This is a genomic window from Desulfobaculum senezii, assembly GCF_054657395.1.
Genome location: NZ_BAAHYU010000002.1, coordinates 1,008,272 through 1,029,865, shown reverse-complemented (window position 1 = coordinate 1,029,865; position 21,594 = coordinate 1,008,272). Strand labels below are relative to the sequence as shown.

17 protein-coding genes, 2 tRNA genes, 1 other RNA gene and 1 pseudogene are annotated in these 21,594 nt (G+C 59.6%); 14 read left to right on the top strand and 7 right to left on the bottom strand.

Annotated features, from left to right (window positions below):
• Positions 1-87: 87 nt before the first annotated feature.
• Positions 88-540, bottom strand: a complete 453-nt coding sequence (locus ACYQ2T_RS05435; protein ID WP_459899068.1) for an RrF2 family transcriptional regulator — start codon at positions 538-540, stop codon at positions 88-90.
• Positions 541-683: 143 nt separating this feature from the next.
• A complete protein-coding gene (gene uvrC / locus ACYQ2T_RS05430; RefSeq protein WP_459899066.1) occupies positions 684-2,513 on the bottom strand; it encodes an excinuclease ABC subunit UvrC in 1,830 nt (609 codons plus the stop codon).
• Positions 2,514-2,883: 370 nt separating this feature from the next.
• Here uvrC and ACYQ2T_RS05425 point away from each other — a divergent pair, with 370 nt between their 5' ends.
• Positions 2,884-4,278, top strand: a complete 1,395-nt coding sequence (locus tag ACYQ2T_RS05425; RefSeq protein WP_459899064.1) for an outer membrane homotrimeric porin — start codon at positions 2,884-2,886, stop codon at positions 4,276-4,278.
• Positions 4,279-4,347: 69 nt separating this feature from the next.
• On the opposite strand, the pseudogene ACYQ2T_RS05420 reads toward ACYQ2T_RS05425, so the two are convergent.
• A pseudogene (locus tag ACYQ2T_RS05420) lies at positions 4,348-4,659 on the bottom strand (ISL3 family transposase); the annotation flags it as partial.
• 56 nt (positions 4,660-4,715) lie between these two features.
• On the opposite strand from ACYQ2T_RS05420, the gene ACYQ2T_RS05415 reads away from it, so the two are divergent.
• The 7 genes from ACYQ2T_RS05415 (at position 4,716) to ACYQ2T_RS05385 (ending at position 12,792) form a co-directional block, all read left to right on the top strand.
• Positions 4,716-5,735: an IS481 family transposase gene (locus ACYQ2T_RS05415; RefSeq protein ID WP_459899062.1), complete on the top strand. Its 1,020-nt coding sequence runs from the start codon at positions 4,716-4,718 to the stop codon at positions 5,733-5,735.
• Between the two features lie 498 nt (positions 5,736-6,233).
• Positions 6,234-7,541, top strand: a complete 1,308-nt coding sequence (gene hisD / locus ACYQ2T_RS05410) for a histidinol dehydrogenase (protein WP_459899060.1) — start codon at positions 6,234-6,236, stop codon at positions 7,539-7,541.
• Between the two features lie 227 nt (positions 7,542-7,768).
• Positions 7,769-8,668 carry a phosphoribosylaminoimidazolesuccinocarboxamide synthase gene (locus ACYQ2T_RS05405; protein WP_459899058.1) on the top strand — a complete coding sequence of 300 codons (900 nt, stop codon included), beginning with the start codon at positions 7,769-7,771 and terminating at the stop codon, positions 8,666-8,668.
• Positions 8,669-9,006: 338 nt separating this feature from the next.
• On the top strand, positions 9,007-10,098 hold the full coding sequence (locus tag ACYQ2T_RS05400; protein WP_459900087.1) for an NAD(P)H-dependent flavin oxidoreductase: 1,092 nt from the start codon (positions 9,007-9,009) through the stop codon (positions 10,096-10,098).
• Between the two features lie 163 nt (positions 10,099-10,261).
• Positions 10,262-11,026: an enoyl-ACP reductase FabI gene (locus ACYQ2T_RS05395; RefSeq protein ID WP_404844416.1), complete on the top strand. Its 765-nt coding sequence runs from the start codon at positions 10,262-10,264 to the stop codon at positions 11,024-11,026.
• A gap of 203 nt (positions 11,027-11,229) precedes the next feature.
• Complete coding sequence (locus ACYQ2T_RS05390; protein WP_459899055.1) at positions 11,230-12,339, top strand: DegT/DnrJ/EryC1/StrS family aminotransferase; 1,110 nt, start codon at positions 11,230-11,232, stop codon at positions 12,337-12,339.
• 363 nt (positions 12,340-12,702) lie between these two features.
• A tRNA-Ser gene (locus ACYQ2T_RS05385) sits at positions 12,703-12,792 on the top strand.
• 437 nt (positions 12,793-13,229) lie between these two features.
• Here ACYQ2T_RS05385 and ACYQ2T_RS05380 read toward each other — a convergent pair.
• Complete coding sequence (locus ACYQ2T_RS05380) at positions 13,230-14,240, bottom strand: IS30 family transposase (protein ID WP_459899053.1); 1,011 nt, start codon at positions 14,238-14,240, stop codon at positions 13,230-13,232.
• A gap of 303 nt (positions 14,241-14,543) precedes the next feature.
• On the opposite strand from ACYQ2T_RS05380, the gene ACYQ2T_RS05375 reads away from it, so the two are divergent.
• Positions 14,544-14,633, top strand: a tRNA-Ser gene (locus ACYQ2T_RS05375).
• Positions 14,634-14,711: 78 nt separating this feature from the next.
• On the opposite strand, the gene ACYQ2T_RS05370 is transcribed toward ACYQ2T_RS05375, so the two are convergent.
• Positions 14,712-15,908, bottom strand: coding sequence for an SGNH/GDSL hydrolase family protein (locus tag ACYQ2T_RS05370; protein WP_459899051.1), 1,197 nt, complete (start codon positions 15,906-15,908; stop codon positions 14,712-14,714).
• A gap of 139 nt (positions 15,909-16,047) precedes the next feature.
• Here ACYQ2T_RS05370 and ffs point away from each other — a divergent pair.
• Positions 16,048-16,143, top strand: an RNA gene (ffs, locus tag ACYQ2T_RS05365) — signal recognition particle sRNA small type.
• Between the two features lie 577 nt (positions 16,144-16,720).
• Complete coding sequence (locus ACYQ2T_RS05360; RefSeq protein ID WP_459899049.1) at positions 16,721-17,503, top strand: DUF4198 domain-containing protein; 783 nt, start codon at positions 16,721-16,723, stop codon at positions 17,501-17,503.
• Between the two features lie 137 nt (positions 17,504-17,640).
• Here the strand turns inward: ACYQ2T_RS05360 and ACYQ2T_RS05355 are convergent, their stop codons facing one another.
• On the bottom strand, positions 17,641-18,174 hold the full coding sequence (locus ACYQ2T_RS05355; protein WP_459899047.1) for a hypothetical protein: 534 nt from the start codon (positions 18,172-18,174) through the stop codon (positions 17,641-17,643).
• A 162-nt stretch (positions 18,175-18,336) separates the two neighbouring features.
• Between ACYQ2T_RS05355 and ACYQ2T_RS05350 the strand changes: the two genes are divergently transcribed.
• From ACYQ2T_RS05350 to uvsE, 3 genes are read left to right on the top strand one after another with little or no spacing between them, the layout of a single operon-like run.
• The gene (locus tag ACYQ2T_RS05350; RefSeq protein WP_459899045.1) at positions 18,337-18,732 is read left to right on the top strand and encodes a response regulator; all 396 of its coding nucleotides are present in this window, start codon (positions 18,337-18,339) and stop codon (positions 18,730-18,732) included.
• Between the two features lie 27 nt (positions 18,733-18,759).
• Entirely contained in the window at positions 18,760-19,371 is a 612-nt protein-coding gene (locus tag ACYQ2T_RS05345; RefSeq protein ID WP_459899043.1) for a TIM44-like domain-containing protein, read from the top strand.
• Between the two features lie 12 nt (positions 19,372-19,383).
• Positions 19,384-20,310, top strand: coding sequence for a UV DNA damage repair endonuclease UvsE (gene uvsE / locus ACYQ2T_RS05340; protein ID WP_459899042.1), 927 nt, complete (start codon positions 19,384-19,386; stop codon positions 20,308-20,310).
• A gap of 116 nt (positions 20,311-20,426) precedes the next feature.
• On the opposite strand, the gene ACYQ2T_RS05335 is transcribed toward uvsE, so the two are convergent.
• Positions 20,427-21,539 (bottom strand): glycosyltransferase, encoded by a 1,113-nt coding sequence (locus tag ACYQ2T_RS05335; protein WP_459899040.1) that lies wholly within the window; start codon positions 21,537-21,539, stop codon positions 20,427-20,429.
• Positions 21,540-21,594 lie beyond the last annotated feature (55 nt).

Sequence of the window (21,594 nt, the reverse complement as noted above, 5' to 3'; positions counted from 1 at the left end):
CACAGGCAGCGCCCATTATCATAAAAGAAAGACCGACACGGCTCGCCGCGTCGGTCTTTTTCATTCTTCTGCGCTTTTGGCGCGCCGCTAGGACTCCCCATCCACAGGGTCATCCGCCAACAGCGACGCTGAGGACGCCGGAGAATCCATAAGGTCGGCCAAGCTGATGGCTTCCAGCCCTTCTCGCAGCGCTTTGGACGCATGCATCCATGCGCTCCGTGTTTTACAGTCGTCCACGCGGCCGCAGGAGTTGGGATCCGCGCAGCACTTGGTCAACGAAATGCCGTCTTCCATAATCTCAACAATGCGGGCGAGGGTCACATCCTGCGGCTCCACAGCGAGGCTATGGCCGCCGCTGGCACCGCGCAAACTGTGCACCAAACCGCCCTTCTTCAGCGGCTTGATAATCTGCTCGATAAACTGAACGGAAATGCCTGTACGTTCAGCAAGGTAGGACGCCTTAATGGGGGCGGCGCCAGCATGCTGCGCCAGCTCCAGCAGGAGCCGGGCCGCATAGCGCGAACGGGCGGATAATTTCATCGGTCTATCTCTATTCGTTTCATACAATCCATGAAGTCTGCGACGCTGTAAGCCTGACGGCCCAGCAACCCGATTAAAACAATCCGAATTAGGCGTCAAGCCATCCACACTGCACATTGACAGAATACGCCGTGCTCCCGGCGCTATTCAGACTCCCCTTTGAGCTGGCGGAGGGCCTGATGCAGCGCCTCGGCGCGTTTGGGCCCCAGCCCCGGGACACGCCGGAGGTCCTGCACTGATGCCGCGCGCATGGCGTCGATGGAGCCAAAGGCGTCCCATAACTGCCGCGCCATCTTGGGGCCAATGCCGGAAAGGCTGGTCAACTCGCTACTGAGCATCTTCTTGGTCCGCCCCGCACGCTGGCGCCCAATAACGAAAGAATGCGCCGCATCACGCACGCGCTGCAGGAACAGGAGCTCCGGACTGCCAGCCTTGAGCGGAAGCGGATTCTTGCGCCCCGGCAGAAAAATTCTGTCATCCAGAGCGCCCGCGCGGCGGTCTGGACCGGCGCCCGGCTCACCAACGGCCTTGGCGATGCCTGCAATAGGCCACGCCGCCGGGCGGCCTGCCTCCTCCAGCGCGCGTTGCACCGCCGCAACCTGCCCCCGTCCACCGTCGATAAGCACAAGGTCCGGCGGCGGGGCATCGGACGCAACACGGCGCGTCGCCCACGCGGCAAGAGCCGCATAGTCGTCGCCGCTGCCTTCAAGTTCCTCGAAGGTATACGTGCGGTACTCACTCTTGGCGGGGCGGCCGTCCTCAAACACAACCTGCCCGCCCCGCATGCCCTTGCCGCCAAGGTGCGAAATATCAATACACTCCACACGCCGCGCAGGATGCGGGAGCCGAAGCGCCTTCATCAGCAATTCCTCAAGCGGGGCCTCACTTTCGGACGGCGCGGCCTGTGCGGCGTTGGCACGGGCCAGTTCAAGGAGCTTTTTCTCATCGCCGGAGCGCGCGGTACGCAGCCGAACCGGTCCCTGCCGATGCTCGGCCAAGACGTCGGCCAAAACCGGGTCGTCTGGCTCCCACGGCAACAGAATGCGTTCCGGTACAAACCGGCTTTGGGAGTAGAACTGCATGAGGAAGCCGGACACGGCCTCGCCCCCCTCCTCCAGCCCAAGGCCGGACCAGAAGAACGACTTGCGGCCAAGAAGCCGCCCCTGCCGGATAAACATCAGTGCCAAGCCAAGGCCGCCATGCGTCTCCGCAACAGCGACAACGTCAAGGTCGGAGCGCGTCTGCATGACCACGCTCTGGCGTTCCACCGTCATCTGCACTGCCCGCAGCTGGTCACGAATCTGGGCGGCTTTCTCAAACTCCAGCGCCTCAGAGGCCGCCTGCATCTGCACGGTCAAATCCTCGGTAAGCTCCCCGGTACGCCCGGCAAGGAAGAGCTCCACCTGCCGTACAACCGTGGCGTAATCCTCCTGCGGGACGACCTTCACACACGGGGCAAGGCACTGCCCAATGTGATGGTACAAGCAGGGGCGCACGCGGTTGGCAAACACCTTGTCCGTACATTTGCGCAGCGGAAACATACGCCCCATGATTTTCCATGTGGCGCGGGCGGCTGCGGCGGAGGTGAACGGGCCGTAGTACACGGAACCATCGCGGACAACCTTTCGCGTCATGGTCAGCCGCGGGTAGTCATGCCGCTTGGAGAGCTTCATAAGGACATACTGCTTATCATCACGCAGCACGATGTTGTAGCGCGGGCGATGCTTCTTGATAAGGCTCGCCTCAAGGAGCAGGGCTTCCTTCTCCGTGGCGGTATGAAGCGTCTCGATGGCGGCTATGCGTCCCACCATGATGCGTGTCTTGGGCGTCTGCTGGCCGGGACTGCGAAAATACGACGAAAGCCGCGCCCGAAGACTCTTGGCCTTGCCGACATATATAATGCGCCCGCGCGAATCCTTCATCAGGTACACGCCGGGCGACTGTGGATAACGTTTCGGGTCAAATTCGAACATACGCCCCATGTACACCAGTCCCCGCGCCTTGTCTTGTGAGCCCTTCCCCACCGACCTGTTACATTTTCGTCAAAACAGGCATTCTATTCCGACAACCAATTCCATCGCAGGCGAAGAGAGCCTGCTTCGTGTTCCAACCAACTTGCCCCCACGGAGCAATACAAGGCTTTTCCTCTTATCGCCACGAAATGAGGGACAAAAAATTATACGGTACAAAATTTTGTCCTAATGTCATTTTTTCCACGCTCAAAGGTTGATTCCTCAAAAAAAAACAGATAATCAACGAAGCTGAACTTGGGCGCAACCAGGTTCGCAAGATGGCAGACATCTCGTTATGCGATTGAAACGCAAAACAAAGAAGGAATCTAAAATGAAACGCATTCTGACTCTGGCCCTCGTGGCCGCTTTTGTCATGGGCGTGGCGGGCTTTGCTTCCGCCAAGGAAGTCCAGATGAAGGCTCAGTTCGTCCACAACCTGACCTGGTTGGACGAAGGTGACGACTTCAACAAAGAAGCCGCTGATGAAAACAACTTCAACGCGAAACAGCGTGTTCGCGTCTACTTCGACTACGTTTCTTCCGAGTCCCTGAACGCTGTTCTCGGTTTCGAGATCAACACCACTTGGGGTAGCGAAGCTGAAGGTGGCGACCTTGGCACCGACGGCAATACTGTCAAGGTTAAGCACGCTTACACCAACTTCATGGTGCCCGGCACTTCCGTGTCCGCCCGTGTTGGCCTGCAGCCCGTCACTTGGAAGGCCGCTTACGGCTCCCCCATCTTTGACGACGACGCCGCTGGCATCCTCGTGTCCTCCCCTATCACTGAGCAGGTTGGCCTGACCGTTGGTTGGGTGCGCGCCCTTTCTGATGGCATCACTAACGCCGATAGTCGTGATGAAAAGAAGAGCAACGACGACATCGATCTGTTCACTGCTATTCTGCCGGTTCAGGGCGAAGGCTTCGGCGTGACCCCTTACCTCATCTACGGTCAGATTGGCAACGACCTCTACAACTATGCCGCCGATGACGACATGGACCTGTTTGCCATCAAGGGTCTCGCCAATGCCGCTGGTGGTCCTGATACCCGTGTCGAAGATTCTTCCTCCGTCTGGTACGGTGGCATGAACTTCGAAGTTACCATGTTCGATCCCTTCACCTTCAAGGGTGACATCATCTACGGCGCCGTCAATGCCGACGACGAAGAAAACGACCGTTCCGGTTGGTTCATGGACCTCGGCGCTGAGTACAAGATGGGCTTCGGTACCCTCGGCCTCATGGGCATGTACGGCTCCGGTGATGACGAAGACGCCGCTACCGACGGTTCCAACACCATGCCTACTCTGAACGACTCCGGCTTCGCCCCGACCCACTTCGGCTTCTCCGGCGCTCAGTCCGGCGGCCAGGACAGCAAGCTTGCTGGCGGCGACCGCTACGACCTGTGGGCCATTGGCGCTTACCTCGCTGACTTCTCCTTCGTGGAAGACCTCTCCCACAAGGTGATCGTGATGTACGGCCAGGGCACCACTGATGGTGAACTGCTTGAAGACTGGACCGCAAAAAAGCGGAACGACAGCGCGTACTTCATCACTGACGAAGACTCCTTCTGGGAAGTCAACTTCGACTCCACCTACCAGATCTACGAGAACCTGGCCGCTATCGTCGAGCTCGGCTACATCAATCTGGACAAGGACGAAGACGTTTGGGGCGACGATCCGGCAGACGACGACGCCTACAAGGCCGCGTTCTACCTGAAGTACGACTTCTAAATCACATTTCGAGATTTAATGTCTGCCATCTCGGGCGGGGTCTTCGGACCCCGCCCTTTTTCTTTAGGTTCATCTCCCAATTCCGGGGAAGGCTGCTCTGATTTTGAGAAAGAAGTACTCGTCGTCGAGAAAGCCGTAGGCCATCCGTTTGATCACCTTGATCTTGTTGTTGATCCCTTCGAGCAGGCTGGTGTGTAGCGGATATCGGCAGTGTGAGATAATGCCCGTGATGTAAGGTTTGAGGCGCTTAGCGAATTTAATGAGCGGCTCGACTCGGCTTTGCATGGCGCGGCGGTACCAACCTTTCCAAAACCGCTTGGCAGCTTTGGAGTATCGGTAGTCCCAGAGTCGCTTCAAATCCTCCTTGAGGATATAAACTGACCTACTAGGTTAGTTCTCAGACAGATTTTGGGGTACAGTCTCACGATGGAGGCCCCATGAAAGCTGCAGAGAAAGTCGCCCGCCAGCGTATGAGTGTGCTTGAGCTTGCAGAGAGCTTGGGAAACGTCAGCGAAGCCTGCCGGCGACGCGGCATGCATCGTAGTCAATTCTACGAGTACAAGCGGCGTTTCCAGACTCACGGCCTTGAAGGGCTCAAAGATCTGCCGCCTATTCCGAAGTCCCACCCTTTCACCACCTCCGAGGAGGTGGTCGAGCAAATCTTGGAATTGAGCCTGGCTCATCCTGCTTGGGGGTGCGTTCGCCTTTCCAATCAGCTCAAACTCATCGGTGTTTCGGTGAGCTCCCCTACCATTCAAAACATCTTGATCAAGAATGGAATGGGCACCAAGTACGACCGCTGGCTTAAGCTAGAGCAGAAGCAATCTGGCGAACCCATTGAATTATCGGGCGAACAGGTCGCTTTCATTGAAAAACAAAATCCCGTTTTTAAAGAACGACACGTCGAGAGTTCTCGCCCTGGGGAGCTGTTGTGCCAAGACACCTTTTACGTGGGACGTCTCAAAGGAGTGGGGCGAGTTTACCTGCATGTCGTCGTCGATTCCTTCTCAAGCTATGCCTTCGGCTTTCTGCATACCAGCAAGCGGCCAGAGGCTGCCGTTTCCGTCCTGCACAACGACGTCATGCCGTTCTACGAGGAAAAGGAAATTGCCGTTTCCGCTGTCCTTACTGACAACGGCAGGGAATTTTGCGGCACCGAGACCCATCCATATGAACTCTATCTGTCCCTCAACGAGATTGAACACCGCCGTACCAAGGTGCGATCACCTCGCACAAATGGCTTTGTCGAGCGGTTTAATGGCACTGTGCTTGATGAGTTCTTTCGAGAAGCCTTCAGAACAACGCTTTATGAGACTGTAGAAGCACTCCAGGCCGACCTGGACACTTGGCTGACCTATTACAATACTGAACGCTCGCACCAAGGGTATAGGAGCATGGGACGTCGTCCCATAGAAACTATTAACGAGTACCTCGAGTCTGTCAGAGAAGAACGTTAGTAGGACACAACAACCGGGTAATCTTGCCCTTGGACAACGGTGCCCTCCTTGTAGCTCTCGTCTGTTGTGCAACTGTCGAGATTACTGAGGGTTTCCGTTGTCCTCAATTTTTTATGTTTCCCCCGGAATTGGGAGATGAACCTTTTTTTATCGGTATCAGGAAAGCACCCTTCTCCTCATCGCTCTCACTCCTGACCCGCACCTGCCTTCCCCTTTCAGACTCTTCGCTCGCCTGCCCCCCTCCTTGGCCACTCTCTTCCTGCTTCACACCCACCGCCACTTCCCCACACCGCCCCCCCTCCTGCTACCTCCAAGCTCCAGACGCACCCCCGCGCCTCACAAGGCTTCCCATCACCTCCCCATTCTCCTCCCCTCCCCTACACACAACATCCCCTCTCGACTTTTCCCCGGCTCTCTCCTATATCTCTCTGTCCAGACGTTACAACGGCGCGGCTTTTCAGGCCGCACATTCATCAATCCATCCTAAGGAGATGCATCATGCCCTGCCGGAAGATCGCCTATTGCGGTCCCGAAGATTTCGACGGTATCCGCCAGTGGCTGTCCGGACGCGACAATCCCGGACACGACGTTGACGCTCTTGTGCTCGACATCCTTGCCGATGTCCGGGAGCGCGGCGACGAAGCCATTGCGGAATATGGACGCAAGTTCGACTGCGACACCCTCACCGCCGAGCATCTGCATGTGCATCATCATGAATGTGAAGCCGCCCTGCGTGAGGTTCCGGCCGAGGACCTTGCTATCATTCGTGAAGCCGTCGCCAACATCCGCGCCTTTCACGAACGCCAGAAGGAAAACTCGTGGTGGACCACACAGGCCGACGGCACCATCCTCGGCCAGATGGTCACGCCCGTGGACCGTGTGGGCCTGTATGTGCCCGGTGGTCAGGGCGGGCAGACGCCGCTTATCTCCAGCCTGCTGATGAACGCCATCCCGGCGCAGGTTGCTGGCGTGCAGAATATTACTGTGGTGTCCCCGCCGCGCCCCGACGGCACGCTGAACCCCACACTTCTTGCAACAGCCCACATCCTTGGCATTACGGATATCGTCCGCGCCGGGAGCGCGTGGGGTATCGCCGCGCTGGCTCACGGCACGCAAACCATTACGCCCGTTGATGTCATCGCCGGGCCGGGCAACATCTTTGTCACCACGGCCAAACGCCTGCTGACAGGCCGCGTCGGTATCGACATGATTGCCGGACCGAGCGAAATCACCATTCTCGCTGACGCCTCCGCCGACCCTGAATGGCTGGCGGCAGATATGCTGTCGCAGGCGGAGCACGACGCCCTCGCCTCCGCCGTGCTTGTCACGACGGACGAAGGCCTTGCCGGGCGCGTCCGGGAAGCCCTGTCCAGACAGCTTCAGGAACTCCCCCGCACCGAGATTGCCGCGCAATCCCTGCGTGACTGGGGCGCCATCATTACCTGTGACAGCCTCGAAACCGCCACAGACATCGTCAACCGCATCGCTCCGGAGCATCTTGAGCTTGCTGTTGACGACCCATGGGCCCTGCTCGGCCACATCCGCCATGCGGGTGCCATTTTCATGGGGCACCACGCCCCGGAACCCGTGGGCGACTATTTCGCCGGACCGAATCACGTCCTGCCCACGCTGGGCACTGCGCGGTTCTCCTCGGCCTTGTCGGTTCAGACGTTCCTCAAGCGCTCCAGCGTCATTGCCACACAGCCAAGCTTCACAGCCGCCCATGGCAGCAAAATCGCCCGCCTTGCGCGCCTTGAAGGATTGGAAGCCCACGCGCGCAGTGTGGAGAAACGCTTCACTAAATAATGTCCAAGCCCCCGCTCGCCTGCTGAGCGGGGGCTTCTCTTTGCCGCCCTGACCAGATGCGGCACCCTGCGGAGCCACCGCCCCAACGCACCGGCCCCGCAATTTTTCTTTCCTGTCCTGCACAAAAGCGGAAATCACTGCAAAAACGGGGGTTCCAAACCGTTTCTTTTTCTATTATGCAGTGCACACCGCCAACCATCATATCCTTTATGAAGGAGAACGATTCCATGAAGGTCGTGACTGAGACTCAAATCAAGGAATTTCCCCTGACTTCACGTGGCAAGGTGCGTGACATCTACGACCTCGCCGAGGACCAGCTCCTCATCGTCACCACGGACCGCATGTCCGCCTTTGACGTCATCATGAACGAACCCATCCCGTTCAAGGGCGTCATCCTGAACCAGATCACCATGTTCTGGATGGAGATGTTCAAAAACATCGTCCCGAACCACCTCATTGCCTCCGATGTCGCCGACTTCCCCGAAGCCCTTGCGCCCTACGCCGAGGAACTGGAAGGCCGCGCCGTCATCGTCAAGAAGGCGAAGCCTCTGCCCATCGAATGCATCGTCCGCGGCTACATCACCGGCTCCGGCTGGAAGGACTACCAGCGCACGGGTTCCGTCTGCGGCTATCCCCTGCCGGACGGCCTGCAGGAATCCGAAAAGCTCCCCGAGCCGCTGTTCACGCCCTCCACCAAGGCCGAGCTTGGCGAGCATGACGAGAACATCACCCTGACGCAGGCCCGTGACCTCATCGGCGCCGACCTGCTGGACAAGGTGCAAACCACCTCGCTGGACATCTACTCCCGCGCCCGCGACTTTGCTGCGGAGAAGGGCATCCTCATTGCGGACACCAAATTTGAGTTCGGCATGGTGGACGGCCACCTTACCCTCATTGACGAAGTCCTCACGCCCGATTCCTCGCGCTTCTGGCCCATGCAGGGCTACGCTCCCGGCGTCACCCAGCCCAGCTTTGACAAGCAGTACCTGCGCGACTGGCTCTCCAAGCAGGACTGGGACAAGACTCCGCCGCCGCCCACACTGACAAGCGAGGTCATCGAAAAGACCGGCGCCAAGTACGCCGAGGCCTACCAGCACCTCACCGGCAAGCCGTTTACCACAGTCTAGCCGCCGCACTAGGCGCACGCCCCGCGTCCGCGCCCACAGTCTCCAAAGGCCCGCAGCCCCGCTGCGGGCCTTTTATCTCTGCGGCATTCCCCGCCTTTTTCTCCTCTACCGTCCTCCCTCCACGCCCACCACCACTGCGCCATTCCTTGACATCTGCGCCGCTGGGGTACATAACGGCGGTGCACATCCATTGCGCGCACTTAATTTCACACCGTGATGGTTGCGCAAGCAATTTAGTCAATACAAATTCTGGAAGGAGTTCCATGAAAATCTCCGAACTGCGCATGCCCGAGTTCAAGGTTCCTGAAATGAAGATGCCGGAGATCAAATTCCCGGACATCAAAATGCCGGAGCTGCACATCGGCGACCTTGTGGCGCGTATCCCCATTGTCCAAGGTGGCATGGGCGTTGGCATTTCGTTGTCCGGTCTTGCTTCGGCAGTGGCTAATCAGGGCGGCGTTGGCGTTATCGCTGCGGCCATGATCGGCCAAAACGAACCGGACCTGGCCCAAAACCCCGACGAGGCAAACCGCCGCGCCCTCGCGCGCGAAATCCGCACCGCCCGCGAAAAGACGGACGGCATCATCGGCGTCAACGTCATGGTTGCCCTCACCAACTTCGCCGACATGGTCAAGACCTCCATCAAGGAAGGTGCGGACGTCATCTTCTCCGGTGCCGGACTGCCTCTTGACCTGCCCAAATATCTCTCGGATGAGACCAAAACCCGCCTTGTGCCCATTGTCAGCTCCGGGCGTGCGGCCAAAGTCATCTGCAAAAAATGGCTCGCCAAGTTCGACTACCTGCCCGACGGCTTTGTTGTGGAAGGCCCCAAGGCTGGCGGCCACCTGGGTTTCAAGGCGGAAGACCTCGACAACCCCGAGTTCCGCGTTGAAAATCTTGTTGATGATGTTGTGGACGCGGTCAAACCCTTTGAGGAAGAACACGGCGCGCACATTCCGATCATCGCCGCAGGCGGCGTGTATACCGGCGCGGACATCAGCGCCATGCTGGACCGCGGCGCCTCGGGAGTGCAAATGGGCACCCGTTTTGTCGCCACCCACGAGTGCGACGCTGACCACGCCTTCAAGCAGGCCTACGTGGACGCCACAAAGGATGACATCAAAATCATCAAAAGTCCGGTGGGCATGCCCGGCCGCGCCATTCGCAGCCCGTTCATCGATGATGTGGAAAACGGCAAGCGCAAGCCCTTTAAATGCCCCTTCCACTGCATCAAGACCTGCGACTATACCAAAAGCCCCTACTGCATTGCCGTGGCCCTCGCCAATGCCAAGAAGGGCAAGCTGAAACACGGCTTCGCCTTTGCCGGTGCCAACGTTCACCGCATCAAGGAAATTATCTCCGTGCGCGAACTGATGGACACCCTCAAGGCAGAATTCATCGCTGCGCGGCAGGAGCCCGCTCTTGCCTAGCACGCCCCGCACCCCTTGCAGCGGCGTCAAAAGGGGCCTTCCCGCCCCAAAGGTTCTTGCCGCCGCCACGCACATAGCGTAAAGAATTGCAGTTTCCCATGGCCGCCCGGTTGCTTATCCGGGCGGCCACGTTTATGTTCGGTGCCGTAAAAGGAGGAACCACATGCTGCTTGAAGGGAAAAAGGCTCTCATCTTCGGCGTGGCCAACCAGCGAAGCATCGCTTACGCCGTGGCCAAGGAATTTAAGGCGCAGGGTGCCCGGCTGGCATTCAGCTACGCATCCGACGCCGTTCAAAAACGCATAGAACCCATCAACGAAGAACTCGGCGGCGAGTTCATCATCAAGGCGGACCTCTCTGACGACGCCGCCGTGGCAAGCGCTGCGGACTACGTTCGTGAGCAGTGGGGGGATGTGGACATCATCGTCCATTCCGTCGCCTACGCCGACCGCAACGACCTGAAGGGACGCTTTATCGACACCTCGCGCGACGGCTTTAAGCTGGCGCTCGACGTTTCGGCCTACTCCCTCGTTGCCGTCTGTCATGCCTTTGAGGACATGCTCAGCGAAAACGGCTCCGTGCTGACCATGACCTATCACGGCTCCCAAAAGGTCATCACCAACTACAACGTCATGGGTGTTGCCAAAGCCGCGCTGGAATCCAGCGTCCGCTACCTCGCCTCGGACCTCGGCAAAAAGGGTGTGCGTGTCAACGCCATCAGCGCCGGGCCCATCAAGACGCTGGCCTCGTCCGGCATCTCGGGCTTCAAGTCCATCCTCTCGCACATTGAGGAGCGCGCCCCCCTCGGCCGCAATGTCACGCAGGAAGACGTGGGCCGCGCCGCCCTGTATCTTGCCTCGGACCTTGGCTCCGGCACGACGGGCGAAGTGATGTATGTTGATGCTGGCTACAACGTGATGGGCATCTAGCCCGTCCGTCGCCGCCGCGCACATGCGCCGCATATCTCGGGGGAGGCCGTCAGGTCTCCCCTTTTTCGTTCCCCCTCCTCAACCGCCTTTTTCATCACTTCCGTCCTCTCGGCCCACAACGCTTACCCCATTTGCCAAAGCCCGTCCGCGCAGGTACACAGACCCCAGACCATAACCACAACCGCCATAGCGGAGTTAAAGCAATGGGAATCCCGTTCAATAGCCTCAAGGCGCAAACCGCGCCCTTTGAAAACGACCTGCGCGAAGCCTTCGAACGCGTCATGGGACGCGGCTGGTACCTCATGGGACCGGAGGTGGACGCCTTTGAAAATGAACTCGCCCACTGGCTGGGCCGCGACCACGCCATCACCGTTGGCAACGGCACGGACGCCCTCGTCCTCGCCCTGCGCGCCCTTGGCGTTGGCCACGGCGACGAGGTCATCCTGCCTGCGCATACGGCGCTGCCCTGCTACCACGCCGTCCTCGCCGTAGGAGGCGTCCCCGTCTTCGCCGAGGTCGACGAGGCCACATACACCCTCGCCCCCGCCAGCGTACAGCGCATGCTGTCCCAAAAGACCAAGGCCGTCATGGCCGTGCATCTGTACGGCCAGTCCTGCGACATGGACCCCATCGCGGAAATCTGCCGCGCCAACGGCGTCGCCCTGCTGGAGGACTGCGCGCAGTCCCACGGCGCCACCTACAAGGACCGCCTCGCCGGACAAATCGGCGATGCCGCGGCATTTTCCTTCTATCCCACCAAGAATCTCGGCGCCCTTGGCGACGGCGGCGCCATCTGCTGCGCCGACGCCGAACTGGACCAGCGCATCCGTCTGCTCAAGCAATACGGCGAAGCCAGCCGCTACGAGAGCGTCACGGCAGGCAGCAACAGCCGCATGGATGAAATGCAGGCCGCCTTTCTGCGCATCCGCCTTGGCAGGCTCGCCACCGAGAACGCCCAGCGCCGCGACATCGCCGCCATTTACGATACGCAGCTTGCCGGAACGCCCGTCACCACCCCGCACGAGCGCGAAGGCTGCACGCACGTCTATCACCTTTACGTCATCCGCGCCCCCCGCCGCGAAGAGCTCATCCAGTATCTGCGCGAGCGCGAAATAGGCACCGGCATTCACTACCCCATCCCCGGACACAAGCAGAAGCTGTTCGTGGACGGGACAGCCACCTGCCGCACGGACGACCTCGCCCTTACCGAAAAGATGGCCGGAGAAATCCTCAGCCTGCCCATTTTCCCGGGTATGGATCATGACGACGTACGCACCGTCTGCGACGCCATCAAGGCCTTCTACGCCCAGTAAAGGACGGTATTGACTCCCGGGGGGATTGACGCGCCATCAGGAGGATATACAGTCTGTGAAAGCGCGGCGCGATACCGCGCCGCCCCAAAACAGACGGAGGACCTATGGACGCACTCTGGACCCTGCTCCTCATCGTGGGAGTCTTCGTTGTCCTCAACAAAGTGATTTTGCCCAAACTCGGCATTCACGGTTGAGGCCCCGCTTCGGACAGCTGCAGTTGGCAGCCCAAGAAGAAGGACCAATCCGCCAAGGATGACACATCGTCCAAGACCGACTAAGCCCCCGGCTTTCAACTTTTTTTAAAAAATCCCGGAAAAGGGGTTGCAAAGCGCTCCCCTTTTCCTTAGAAGTCTTTCCCGACGCGGAGAGGTGTCCGAGTCCGGCTTAAGGAGCACGCCTGGAAAGCGTGTGTACCGAAAGGTACCGGAGGTTCAAATCCTCTCCTCTCCGCCAGATCGTCATCAAAAGGCTCTCGATTCTATCGAGAGCCTTTTTTCGTGCCTGTGAATTGGGTTAAGACGAGAAGTGAGAAAAGATGCCTCCAGCGACTTGAGCTCTTAGGTCATTCGACCTGAAAGGACGAAGGGCCTTAGAGATCAAGATAGCAGAGCTGGTTAAGGAAATAATTTCCTTAACAATCCTTAGGATTTTCAGGAGCGGAAGCCGCTCCTGAAAATAAGGGGGTGGGCGGGGTCTTTTGCCTTCTGTCTTTTCTTGCAACCACCCCAAACGGGGATTCTCACCGCTTGGGCCGAACCACCAATCCCCCCCCCCAATAAAATCGCTCCCATCCACACGGACGAGAGCCGTCAGGGGTGACGGCCGACCCATTCAAAGGCAACCGGCATGTGCGCAAATGGGATTCTCAAGGGGGCACGGTGAATTGCAATTCAAAACTGAACACAGCCCTCAAGCCCAAGCTGCTGCAGTTTTTCAATTGTCGAGCTATACCCAAACTTCTTGCGCGGCCTGTCTGCAAGCAGTCGGAGTTTATGTTTTAATTCAAATTCGCTTATTTTTCTGAAATCCATTTTGCGAGGGAAGAACTGCCGAAGTAATCCGTTTGTATTCTCATTCAGGCCACGTTCTTGTGGACACTGCGGGTGACAGAAATAGAATTTAGTCTCGTATTTCAACTGTAGGGCTTCATAGCCAAAGAACTCCGTACCTCTGTCAAGGGTCATAGTCCGTCTCAAGTCACCTGGAACATCCTTCATAAAACATTCCATAGCATGGGATACTGTAGCCTTTGACTTGTCCTTGCATCGATACGCTAAAGTAAGGCCGGTAAGACGTTCTACAAACGTGGCAATGAAACCTGTTCCTCTTTTTCCTGATATTAGGTCGCCTTCCCAGTCACCGAACCGAGCTCTTTCATCGACTACTGATGGACGCTGTTCAATGGAAGGCAAGGTGCGATTCACCTCTGCAGCGCTTCGGCTCTTGCCATGTCTAAAACTTCTTGTGCGTGCATGCTTCCGCCGAAGGTATTGCTTGTAGTGGACAAAATCTGTTCGAGGCGCACCCTTTGCTGGACAAATCTTATTGTAGATCGTTTTAAAGCTGATTCGCATTCGATGAGCAGTCGGGAAATCTTTTCTCAAACGGCCAACGATCTGTTCTGGAGACCAGCAGAAGCTGAGTTTTTCCTTAATATACGCATACAAAGCCGTATCTACAGGCTGGCGGTCTCTGTTGGCTCGAAGCCTACGTATCCGCGCTTTTTCCTGCGCCGACTTTGGAACATATCGCCCATCCTTCAAGCTGTTTCTCCGTACTTCCTGACTAATCGCTGAGGGGCTAAAGCCAAGAATATGGGCGATCTTTCGGATGCTCATGCCCTCAGAAAGTAATCGGGCTAGTATTTCGCGCTTCTCTAACGTAAGGTGTTTTTTGCCCATGCAGTTGCGCTCCCTTGTGGAGTTTTGGTCTGGTAACCAGCAGCTAGCATGGGCTTTTTTATTTGTTCAAGTCTGAGAAGGCGGCTTCCTGCCAAGTGTTCAGTTTTGGATTACAATCTGCCCACGCCCCTTGAGCCTGCGGAGCATGCCTTTTCCCCTTTCCTCCCCCCTACAGCATGCACAGCCTCCCTGCCCCGCTCGCGGCGCGCCCCTCCTGCCACAATTTCACGGTGAATGTGGACTTTTTGTCACTTTTCCCTTGCCAAGCGCCGCTGTTTTCTTTAAGTATGCCTCTCTCGACGCGGAGAGGTGTCCGAGTCCGGCTTAAGGAGCACGCCTGGAAAGCGTGTGTACCGAAAGGTACCGGAGGTTCAAATCCTCTCCTCTCCGCCAGCGAATATACAGCCCCGGCTTCTGCCGGGGCTTTTTTATTGCCTGCGAACGGGCCGGATGTGCCCAATCCCCCGTGCCTTACCGCGTGGCGCCCTTGCGCCGCCGATGCGCAAGCAACCCCTTGTCCTCCAATACGTGAAAAATCGCTTCCGCGGCGATATCATTCCCTTTGGGGTTCACGTGCACCACATCCCAATAAATCTCGCCCTCCTCGGCGTCGAAAATGCCTGAGAGGTCCACGACGTCTGGCAATCGACCCTGAAGCGCACTGTAGGTGGCGGCCACAAAATCGGCAAAGCCGGGATTGGCGGTCTCGAAGTCTTGTTCGTACCCGCGCTCAAGGTCTGTCTTGGTGCCCTTGGTGGCAAGCCGTGGCTGGAGCAGAAAGAGCACGGGCACGCCGCGCTTGGCGAAAAAGGCTTCCACGGCGGCCTTATCGCTCGCGTAACCGGCTACGAGCTCGTTGCGCCGCTGCTGCTTCTGCCGGTGGCTGAGCATGGTCCGCGGAGGCCGTGCAAACGAGGTGGCGCCTTTTGCGGGCCCAACCCACTGCATGATGCTGCGCCTGACATCACGGGCAAGGCGCGCGAGGCGGCTAGCCATAATGACACCCCACACCCGGCTGGTCATGCCGCGCTGACGCCCGCGGGCAAAATAGGTCTCGGAGTCTTCCTCAAATGGTGTGAGGCGCTGGTATCCGTACAGGAAAGCCGAGCGCACGTCGTTGGCCCCGTGGTAAAAGATGACCAGATTCGGCTGAATGCGGTCCGCAAGGCGCTGCGCAAGGGCGACCTCCTGCTGAAAGAAAAATCCCTCCACGCCGCAGTTGTAGACCTCCACATGGTGCGCGGAAAGCGCGGCGCGAAGGCGGGCTTCAAGCCGCTGGGGGATGGTGGCGTTGTCTGCCACACGCGGCCCCCACACTGTGGACCCGCCCATGACCATCACACGAAAGGCGCACGGCGGCCTGGAAGGCGGCACGTCCTGCGCGCGAATGCCGAGGCTGTTGATGGAGTACAGCGCCGTGGTGACGGGCTTATAGCGATACAGCACTGTCCCGGCCTCGCGCACGGCCCGCGCGCCAAGGTCGGCGTAGATGCACTGCAACTCACGCACGTGCTCGTGCGTCTGCGGAAACTGCGCACGAAGGCGCGAATCTCCATACCCGCCAAGGCGCAGTCCAATTTCTATCGCGCCGAGAAGCCCCCCCGCCGCCATGAGAATAACGCACACCACTCTCCATCCGGAGAGCTTTTGCTGACTTGCCCGTGTCACTTGACTGCTCCTGCCCGTGCTATGCCCGCGCCGCGTGGTGGCCGCACCACTGCGCGCCCTGCCAAGCGCCGCTCTTTCGCCACTCTCTCACAAATCATCCCTTGACAGTACCGCACAAATCAGCAATAAAGCCAGTCCGCGAGGGAAACCGGGCGGCAGGGACGCCGCCAACTCCGTCAGGCCCGAAAGGGAGCAGCGGCAACGGTTGTTTCTGGGTGCCTGGTTTCCCTAAAATGCGCCAATCCGAAAGGATTGGCGCATTTCTCGTTTATGCGGCACGCGCTCACCGCCGCATGTTCCCCGAGGCCATTTCACTGCAAATGCCGCCTCATCAGTCTGCTCTCTCTTCAGCCAAAATGCCTTCCCCCACAGCGCCCTACAGCGATGCGCCCCCCCTTTTTCCCTTTTTTTGCTCCATCCAATAAAAAAAGCCATCAGCTTGGACCGTTGCCTCACTCTCCCCCGTAGTGCCTCCTTGCACCACCCCTCGTCTATAAACCACACACCACAGAGTGCGTCACAAACGCTCTCCATTTCCTTGCGGCGCGCGGCTCTTGTGCGCTTGTACATCGAGGTGTCCTGCCACCTTCCATCCCCTGCTGCTTGCCTCACCCTTGCCTCTGCCCCGCAACTTTTTTTAAGCGCCCCACCTATATCTCTCGCATCCATTTCTCACCCCGATGCGTGATTCTCCTACTCCGGCGTAGGATTTCAGCATATCGTTCATACCGCTATTAATTTTGAGCCACCATTTACATACAATTTAAATTATCGTATGCAGTGCGAAACGGTTTCACATTCAAGGAGGCGATATGTTTCGGTATGTTTCTCGTGTTGTAACGGCTCTTGCCCTCACTCTGTGCCTGTGCGGAACGGCCTTTGCGCACTTCGGCATGGTTATCCCGTCCCAGCCGGACGCCACCATGCATCAGAAGACCATCGGCGTAACGTGTTCCTTCTCCCACCCCTTTGCGGGACAAGGCATGGAGCTGGTCAAGCCCGCACGGTTCGGCGTCGCCTTCGGCGGAACCGTTACGGACCTGAGCGGGACCCTGCACAAAACCAGCGTGATGGACCACACTGCATGGAAGGCGGACTACACCTTCAAGCGCCCCGGCGTGTACTCCTTCTTCATGGAGCCCAAGCCCTACTGGGAGCCCGCTGAAGACTGCTTCATCATCCACTACACCAAGGTCAGCGTGCCCGCCTACGGCGGCGACGAGGGCTGGGACGCCCCCATCGGCCTCAAGACCGAAATCGTGCCCCTGACCCGCCCCTTCGGCAACTACGCCGGTGGCATCTTCACCGGCCGCGTCCTGCGTGACGGCAAGCCCGTCCCCGGCGCCACCGTCGAGGTAGAGCTCTACAACAAGGGCCGCTTTGAGAACCCCACCGACTACCACGAAACCGCCGTCACCATGGCTGATGAAAACGGCGTCTTCTCCTTTGTCTGCCCGCAGGAAGGCTGGTGGGGCTTTGCCGCACTGACCGAAGGCGACAAGACCATGCCCGCCCCCGACGGCCCGGACAAGGGCAAGCAAAAGGGCATTGAGCTCGGCGCTGTGTTCTGGACCTACATGCACGGCTGGAAATAGTTCCGTACGCGTCTCCCACCGCGGGCTCCCACTCGCCCGCGACTGACGCCCACAGCCCCCCAAAAGAGACCCCGCAAGCCTCATGGCTTGCGGGGTCTACACATTCTCAAAGGAGAAGGGCGTCGCCCTTCTCGGCATTATGAAGAGGTGTCGTCATCATCCTGCGCTGGTGGCGGCACTGCGCCAGGATCCATGCGCTGGCTGCCAAGCAGCCGCCGCTGGGGCCTCCCGGCACGCGCGGCAGGCAGCCGCTCCACAACCAGCAGCCAAAACATCATATCCGCCACACCACCGGACAACCCGGCCAGCACGCCGCCCCCAAGCGCCCCGCAGGACGCCCACAGACGCAGTTCGGACCACTGTCCGGCCACCAACCCGCCAACGATGCCCAAAAACGCGCCAAACGCGCCAAACAGCATCACGCCGTCGGTTGCGTAGTCCGGAACCTGCTTGTGGCGCATCCAAGTCCACGCGCCGGACACCAGCATACCGGCAAATCCGCCACCATGCCCTGCAAGCAAAACGAAAAACGCCCCGAGCACTCCCGATACAAAGTACCCTTGCGACACGTCGCCATAGGCCACCCCCATGACTCCGGCCGCGCCACCGGCGAGGCACGCGCCAAGAAAACACTGGGTACGCACCCGCGCCTCGGTGTCAATGCGCGCCATGTGCTGCCCCCAACCCGCCCGGGGCCCCCGCGCTTCTCCCAGACAGGAAAATGCCTACCTGACGCCTCTGGGAAAATTGCCCATTGTACTTCCTGCGCCTTGCATGGCATAATCCGGTAAAACAATCGCTGTGCATGATTTAAACCTCAGTTGGAGTTCACCGTGCGAGTGCTCATCGTTGAAGATGACTTTACCAGCAGCAAACTGCTGGAACGCATTTTGGAACCATACGGTAGTGTGGACACGGTGGTAAATGGCAAGGAAGCCATAGACGCCGTCCGCCAGGCCCTTGCCGATGACGCCCCCTACGTCCTCATCTGTCTGGACATCATGATGCCAGAGATGGACGGGCAGGAGGCGCTGAAAGCCATCCGTAAACTGGAACACGAGCACGGCATCAGTCAAGCCAATGAAGCACGCATCGTCATGACCACCGCCCTTGACGACCCGCAGAATGTGGTGGAAGCCTATTATCGAGGCGGGGCAACGTCATACGTCCCCAAACCCATCGACCGCGAACTGTTCTTGAAACTGCTCAAGAACCTTGGCCTCCTTTAATACATCCCAACCGTCCAAGGACCGTCCATGCTGCTGACACCTCTCGACATTCTTCTTATCATCATCTGCATCTTTTTGCTTTTGCGCTTTCTGGCCGCGAAGAAGCACGACGGTGACGACTCCGCACAGGATGAAGCAATGAAGCGCCGTGCCACGGATGCCTACAAGCGCGCCGAACGCGCGTGGGACATGCTCCGCGACGAACCGGACGAAGACGAAGAGCCGGAAAACCGCGCGCAAGCCCTGCGCGGCGATTTCGACCCCAAGGAATTCCTCTCCGGGGCCAAGATGGCCTATGCCCGCATCCGCGAATCGTGGGACGCGCGCGACCTTGACGACCTTGTCCACTTTACCACCCCCCGCGCGCATGAGGAGTTCCTCCGCCGCGCCGAGGAGGAAACCCGCCCGCCCCGTGCGGAACTGCTGCTGGTGAACGCCAGCCTCGTAGAACGCCGCAACGACGGCGTCACGCAGGAGGCGACGGTCCTTTTCGACGTCACCCTGCGCGAGGGCGCAGACAGCGAAACCAAAAAAGTGCAGGACGTTTGGAAGTTCGTCTGCGGCGCGGACGATCCGCACTCCCACTGGAAGCTGGACGCCATGCAAAAGGTCGAGGACACCTACCAGTCCAAGCAGTAGGACATTCCCAATATGATTCACCGCATCGGCTGGGCCTGCGTCACACGCGGGCTCGGCCTGTCCACCAACCGCACCTTCCGTCTTTCCAGCCTTTCCCCGCAGCGCCTGCTGGACGCCGCAGAGCGCAACATCCGCGAGATGCGCGCCATCCTAGAATGGATGGAGCCGCGCGGCTTTCGCATGCTGCGCCTTGGGCAAAGCCTTGTGCCCTTTGCCTCGCACCCCGCCGTCCTCGGCAACCCGGAGTTCGACTGGGAAACGCCCCTCGCCCCGCTGCTTGCCGCCATCGGCGCGGAGTACGCCGCCAAGGGCTTTCGCTTTTCCATGCATCCCGGCCAATATGCCGTGCTCAACTCCCCGCGCGAGGACGTGCGAACCAGCGCGCAGGCCGAACTGGCCTACTCCTGCCGCGTGCTGGACCTGATGGGCCTTGACCCCAGCCACAAGGTCATTCTGCATGGCGGGGCGGCCTACGGCGAACCAGAAGCGTCCCTGACGCGCATGGGCGACGCCATCCTTGCTCTGCCTCAGCATCTGCGCCGCAGACTGGTGCTGGAAAACGACGAAAAGACCTACGCCTTCGACGCCATTGTTCAACTCTGTGAACGCACGGGTACGCCGCCCGTCTTCGATATCTTCCACCACCGGCTCTTGCCCTGCGACGACCTGCCCGCACTGCTGGGCCGCGCCGCCGCCCTGTGGGCGCACTCCCCGGAGCATGGCCGCCCCAAGGTCCACCTCTCGTCGCAGATGCTTGGCGCGCGAACAGGCAAACACGCGGACACCATCGAGGATGCCGACATCATGGACTTGTGCTCCACGCTCACCTTTGACGCCGACCTCATGGTGGAGGCCAAAGCCAAAGAAGACGCCGCCCTGCACGTCCAGAGCGTACTCGCCGGGGCGCACTGCCTTGCGGGCTGGTCCCACGAAAAGTGACCCGCGCGCGGGGCGGCGCGGCCCTGCCCCTTCACCCCAAACGGCCAGCGGCCCCGAAGTCCAAGGACTCCGGGGCCGCTGGCCGTTTGGGGAAATGTCATTGGTGCGGCGGCTGTCTACACCGCGCCACACGCGCGCCCATCGCCATTGAGTACGGCGTACAGCGCCATATACGCCTTGGCCATGGCTTCATCCGTAAAGAACTCCAGCCGTTTGGAGCCGCCGCGCACAAGCGCGGCGCAGGCTTCGCCGCCGCCCTGCAGGTCCGCGGCCATGCTGGCCAGCGCATCCGCCAGCGCCGCTCCATTGCCGGAGGAAAAGGCGCGGCCGTTCTCGCCGTCCTGCACCAGCTCCAGATTGGACGGCAGGTCGGATGTGACCACGGGCACGCCGCAGGCCCAGCCTTCCTTGATAACGCCGCTGGAGCCTTCGCCATCTACGCTGGGCACGGCCAAAATATCAAAGCCCGGAAGCATCTCACGGCTCTCGCGGTAGCCCGCAAAGTGCACCTGCTTACGAAGGCCAAGGTGCGCGGCGCGCTCTTCAAGCTCGCCGCGAAGCGGACCGTCGCCAACAATGATGCCTTCCCACTCCGGCACACCACTGCGCCCGGCAAGATCCGCCAGCGCGTCCAAAAACACAGTGTGCCCTTTCTGGGGCGTCAGCGCGCCGATAAGGCCAATACGCAAGGGACCATCCGGGCGTTCCTTGCGCGCGCCGTAGCGCGTGGGGTCAATGCCGCTGTGGATGACGGAAACCGCCTCTGACCGCAGCCCAGAGTCACGCAGGGACTGGGCAATCTCCGCGCTCACACCGACCACGGCGTCGCCAATGGCGTACTTTTTCCGGCTCCACCCGCGCCCCAAGCGGTAGGACACACGGCGTGAGTGCACAAGTAGAGGCCCACCGCCGCACAACACCTTGAGGGTCGCGCCAAGGGAGGCACTGCGCGCGCAGTGCGTGTGCAAACAGTCCACGCGCTCGCGGCGAATGAGCGTCCGCAGGAACAACAGCGTGGCCGGATGCCACTCGAACCGGGACGGCAGCGGAACGGTCTGGATGCCCTCCTCTCGGGCGCAATCGAGGAGCGGACTGCCGTCCGGCGCGGCTATCACGGGGCGATACTCGCGCGAGGCGGCAAGGTGCCGTCCAAGGTAGAGAACCTGCCGCTGGCCGCCGCGCCATTCGCGGCCAAGGTCCAGCTGGAGGATGGTCATCTGATGCTGCATGGTGGTCGAATTCCTGCGCCGCCCTCGCGGCCTTTGGACGATGACGCCGGAGCGG

Bases quoted from the DNA above. Each gene is read 5' to 3' on its own strand.
- ACYQ2T_RS05395 (WP_404844416.1), top strand. From the start codon at position 10,262: ATGCTGCTTGAAGGGAAAAAGGCTCTCATCTTCGGCGTGGCCAACCAG.
- ACYQ2T_RS05360 (WP_459899049.1), top strand. From the start codon at position 16,721: ATGTTTCGGTATGTTTCTCGTGTTGTAACGGCTCTTGCCCTCACTCTG.
- ACYQ2T_RS05355 (WP_459899047.1), bottom strand. From the start codon at position 18,174: ATGGCGCGCATTGACACCGAGGCGCGGGTGCGTACCCAGTGTTTTCTT.
- uvrC (WP_459899066.1), bottom strand. From the start codon at position 2,513: ATGTTCGAATTTGACCCGAAACGTTATCCACAGTCGCCCGGCGTGTAC.
- ACYQ2T_RS05345 (WP_459899043.1), top strand. From the start codon at position 18,760: ATGCTGCTGACACCTCTCGACATTCTTCTTATCATCATCTGCATCTTT.
- uvsE (WP_459899042.1), top strand. From the start codon at position 19,384: ATGATTCACCGCATCGGCTGGGCCTGCGTCACACGCGGGCTCGGCCTG.
- ACYQ2T_RS05435 (WP_459899068.1), bottom strand. From the start codon at position 540: ATGAAATTATCCGCCCGTTCGCGCTATGCGGCCCGGCTCCTGCTGGAG.
- ACYQ2T_RS05405 (WP_459899058.1), top strand. From the start codon at position 7,769: ATGAAGGTCGTGACTGAGACTCAAATCAAGGAATTTCCCCTGACTTCA.
- ACYQ2T_RS05425 (WP_459899064.1), top strand. From the start codon at position 2,884: ATGAAACGCATTCTGACTCTGGCCCTCGTGGCCGCTTTTGTCATGGGC.
- ACYQ2T_RS05390 (WP_459899055.1), top strand. From the start codon at position 11,230: ATGGGAATCCCGTTCAATAGCCTCAAGGCGCAAACCGCGCCCTTTGAA.
- ACYQ2T_RS05380 (WP_459899053.1), bottom strand. From the start codon at position 14,240: ATGGGCAAAAAACACCTTACGTTAGAGAAGCGCGAAATACTAGCCCGA.
- ACYQ2T_RS05335 (WP_459899040.1), bottom strand. From the start codon at position 21,539: ATGCAGCATCAGATGACCATCCTCCAGCTGGACCTTGGCCGCGAATGG.
- hisD (WP_459899060.1), top strand. From the start codon at position 6,234: ATGCCCTGCCGGAAGATCGCCTATTGCGGTCCCGAAGATTTCGACGGT.
- ACYQ2T_RS05415 (WP_459899062.1), top strand. From the start codon at position 4,716: ATGAAAGCTGCAGAGAAAGTCGCCCGCCAGCGTATGAGTGTGCTTGAG.